We start from the raw sequence: 3,561 nt of genomic DNA on the forward strand, positions 1-3,561 counted from the left end.
CGCCAACCCGGCCGGCTGGCGCTCAGTTGTCTGGACTGTTCTGGACCTCATCCAGACCAAGCGCACACGGCACCGCCGCAGCGTTCATCAGGGCGAGCAGGCCCAGAACGGTTTGCAGGCCAGCAAGGCTGGCAATTACACTGAACACACTGCCCAGCAGGAGCAGAATGCCGATGATCGTATTGGACAGTGCCGTGTATGCGGCGCGCGTGTCTTCTGTCGCCATGTCGACCAGATGCGTGGACCGGCCGAGGCGCACGCCCTGATAGGCGATCATCAATGCGAAGATCATTGCGGGCAGGGCCCAGACGTCCTGAAGCAAGCCGGCTGCATGAAGGGCGAGAGTGGCAGCAAGGGCCAGCGTTGCCGCAATGGACGAAAAGACAAGCACCTTGCGGCTCGAGCGGTCTGCAAGACGGCCCCAGACATAGGAACTGAGCAGCGCTGCCCCGGATGAGGCGATAACCAGGAGGCCGAGCCCGCCGAACATGTTTTCAGCCTCATCGGCTGCGCCCAGCGCCACCATGAAGGGCGGGGCAAGCGCGGTCGAAATGAGCAGGCCGCGCGCCGCGATAAAGCGGCGAAGCTGGGCATCCTCTTTCAGGAGTGAGAGGTTCGAGAGAGCGGCCTTCATCGGATTCCTGCCGCCCTCTGTCGCGCCTTTCTCTTCGGCGAGAGTGGCGAACAGCGCTGCAGCGACAAGCCAGAGCCCTCCGGCAATCAGCAGGCCTGCGATCACGATTGTCATGCGGTCTGTCAGGCCACTCGCAAGCGCGAGGCCGAACAGGATGACGAACAAGGCAGAGAGCGAGGAGGCCGTGCCCGTCGCGGTGCCGCGGCGCGACTTGGACACGGTCTTTCCGAGAACGTCCTTGTAGGTGACCGAACAGACGCTGCGGGCGAGGGCGAGCATGGCAAGCGCCATTACAATCGCGATGCCGGCGGCATGGCCTTCAAGCGTCAGACCGGCGATGGCGATCCCTATGGCGCACAGCCCCTGAATGACGCTGCCTGCGCACCAGGCCCATTTGCGCTGCGCGAGCTGGCGGAGGCCCGCGGCGGTAAACAATTGCGGCAAGAGAGCGCCCGACTCACGCACAGGCACGAGCAGGCCGATGAACAGGGCCGGTGCGCCGAGCTGTGTCAGCAGCCAGGAGAGCACCAGTTTCGGGTCGATCAGGCCGTCGGCAGTCTTGGTCGATCCGAGCGCGGCAATGTGAGTGATGAAATTGCGCGGCTGATGATTGCAGGCGGCTTCCGGAATGTCTTTGCACACCCGGCCATCATCGTCAGATGTCAGCATGCGGTAGGCGATATCGAGGCTTTTCTGGCTCAAGACGGGTCTTTCGGTAACAATGCGGCCTGCTTGACCTAGTCCTGACGGTCAGACAGGCAATTGGTCTGTCCGGGATCAACGACGCGACGGAGGTCCGGAAGGTGCGAGTCTAGCGCGGGCTTTCTTTCCAAGACGCTCACTCGTCTCGGAACACTTAGTGTCAATCCGCCGTTAAACTGGCATGTCCGAAACGCAGCAGGTGCAGAAGAAATCCCTCCGGGACCGAGTCTCCGAGTGGGGGGAAGGCCCTTGGGCCTTACCGCTTGCGACCGCCATCGGGTTCGTCGAGAACACGATTATCGTCGTGCCCATGGAGCCAGTCTTCCTTCCATTGATGATTCTGAAGCGGAAAAAAGCCTGGCTCATCGCGGCTGCGCTTCTGCTGGGGAACGTGCTCGGCGGCGTGGTCATGTACTGGCTTGGAGCGGTCTTTGCCGAAGAGGCGATCCAGCCGCTGGTGTCAATGCTGGATGCCGAAGGCTCATACACCGAAATGATGGACAAGCTGCAGAATGACGGCTTTGCGACCCTGTTCATGATCGGCATCACACCCTTCCCGTTCCAGGTCGGTGTGGCAGCCGCAGGTGCAGCTGGCTATCCGCTCTTGTATTTCATCCTCGCCGTCGCGCTGTCGCGCTCCATCCGCTACTTCGCATTGGCCGGGCTCGTCATGGCAATTGGGCAGCGGGCCGAGGACATGCTTGAAGAGCATGAACTCGAGCTGACCGTATTGGGCGGTGTCCTGTTTGTCGGCTTCGTCGTTTATTTCCTCTTCTTCTAGGGACTTGCCGCAGGGGAGGTGCTTGCAACATGCCTCCAACTCGAAAAGACTTGGCGAAAATTATCCTGGGAGAGGAAAAGCCATGTCGAGCGCTGTGCAGGGAAGCTGCGACCCGAAAGTCGCTGAGCTGAAAGAAGAATTCGAACGCAATTTCGCCGAGCGGGGCGAGGCGGGCGCATCTGTCTGCCTCAGCGTGAATGGCGAAACGCTGGTCGATCTCTGGGGCGGTGTTGCCGACAAGGCGAGCGGCGATCCCTGGCGCGAAGACACAGTCTCGATCATCTTCTCCTGCACAAAGGCGGCGACGGCGCTCTGCGCGCATATCCTGATTGATCGCGGCCAGCTGGAGCTTCAGGCACCAGTCTCGAAATACTGGCCTGAATTCGCCAAGAACGGAAAAGAGAACACGACGGTTCAGATGATGCTGAACCATGAAAGCGCGATCCCTGCGCTGAAAGAGCCGATCAAGGAAAAGGGCTTTCTCGACTGGGACTACATGATCAAACGGATGGAGGACGAGGCAGCCTGGTGGGAGCCGGGCACGCGCAATGGCTATCACATGGTCAATTTCGGCTGGACCGTGGGCGAACTGGTCCGGCGTGTGTCAGGCAAGTCGCTCGGCAAGTTCCTCGCTGACGAGGTCGCAGGTCCGACCGGCGCAAAATTCTGGATCGGCATTCCGGACGATGCTGATCTGCATATCGCCGATATCCTGCCCTATATTCCGCAGCCGACCGACCCGCTGTCGGATTTCACGAAACTCCTGCTGTCAGAACCAACCTCGATCCAGGCGCTGTCCTTCCTCAACAATGGCGGATGGGGGGCGAATGATGCCGATGCGCACTCCGCCGAGATTGGCGGCGCCGGCGGCATTTCCAATGCGCGCGGGCAGGTGGCCATGTATACCCCGCTCGCTTGCGATGACGGGTCTCTGGTCTCACATGAGCGCCTGCAGGCGATGACCATGGTCAGCACCGCTACGCAGCGCGACGCGACCCTGCTGGTACCGACGCGGTTCGCATCCGGTTTCATGAAGTCGATGGACAATCGCGCCCTTCCAGAAGGCCAGGACCAGTCAGCGATCATGGGAGAGAAAGCCTTCGGCCATGTCGGGGCCGGCGGCCATATCGGCTTCGCGGATCCCGAATGCGGCCTCGCCTTCAGCTATACGATGAGCCAGATGGGCCGGAATCTTCTCATGAATGAGCGTGGCCAGTCGCTGATCGATGCGGCCTACCGCGCGCTTGGCTACAAGACGAATGCGCCGGGCGCCTGGATCAGGTAAAGGGCGCGCTCAGCTCGCCGCGCGCGGGCGGGCGTCTTCCAGGTCCTCGAACTCGATCTGCAGCACCATGTGCGCGTCGCCGGCCGAAAGCGGTTTGGAGTAGTAATACCCCTGAATGAAATGGCCGCCGAGATCGGTGATGAGGTCGAACTGGTCCTG

3 protein-coding genes are annotated in these 3,561 nt (G+C 61.2%); 2 read left to right on the forward strand and 1 reads right to left on the reverse strand.

The annotated features are described in order from the left end of the window. Positions 1-22 precede the first annotated feature (22 nt). Positions 23-1,303 carry an MFS transporter gene (locus WA989_RS13490; RefSeq protein ID WP_424341012.1) on the reverse strand — a complete coding sequence of 427 codons (1,281 nt, stop codon included), beginning with the start codon at positions 1,301-1,303 and terminating at the stop codon, positions 23-25. A 214-nt stretch (positions 1,304-1,517) separates the two neighbouring features. Here WA989_RS13490 and WA989_RS13495 point away from each other — a divergent pair, with 214 nt between their 5' ends. Together WA989_RS13495 and WA989_RS13500 are read left to right on the forward strand one after the other, a co-directional pair. Next, positions 1,518-2,117 carry a YqaA family protein gene (locus tag WA989_RS13495; protein WP_424341010.1) on the forward strand — a complete coding sequence of 200 codons (600 nt, stop codon included), beginning with the start codon at positions 1,518-1,520 and terminating at the stop codon, positions 2,115-2,117. An 82-nt stretch (positions 2,118-2,199) separates the two neighbouring features. Beyond that, positions 2,200-3,402 carry a serine hydrolase domain-containing protein gene (locus WA989_RS13500; RefSeq protein ID WP_424341011.1) on the forward strand — a complete coding sequence of 401 codons (1,203 nt, stop codon included), beginning with the start codon at positions 2,200-2,202 and terminating at the stop codon, positions 3,400-3,402. Positions 3,403-3,561 lie beyond the last annotated feature (159 nt).

Origin of the sequence: Henriciella sp., from assembly GCF_049649345.1 — a bacterium.
In the GTDB taxonomy this organism is placed as follows: Bacteria; Pseudomonadota; Alphaproteobacteria; order Caulobacterales; family Hyphomonadaceae; genus Henriciella.

Bases quoted from the DNA above. Each gene is read 5' to 3' on its own strand.
- WA989_RS13490 (WP_424341012.1), bottom strand. From the start codon at position 1,303: ATGCTGACATCTGACGATGATGGCCGGGTGTGCAAAGACATTCCGGAA.
- WA989_RS13500 (WP_424341011.1), top strand. From the start codon at position 2,200: ATGTCGAGCGCTGTGCAGGGAAGCTGCGACCCGAAAGTCGCTGAGCTG.
- WA989_RS13495 (WP_424341010.1), top strand. From the start codon at position 1,518: ATGTCCGAAACGCAGCAGGTGCAGAAGAAATCCCTCCGGGACCGAGTC.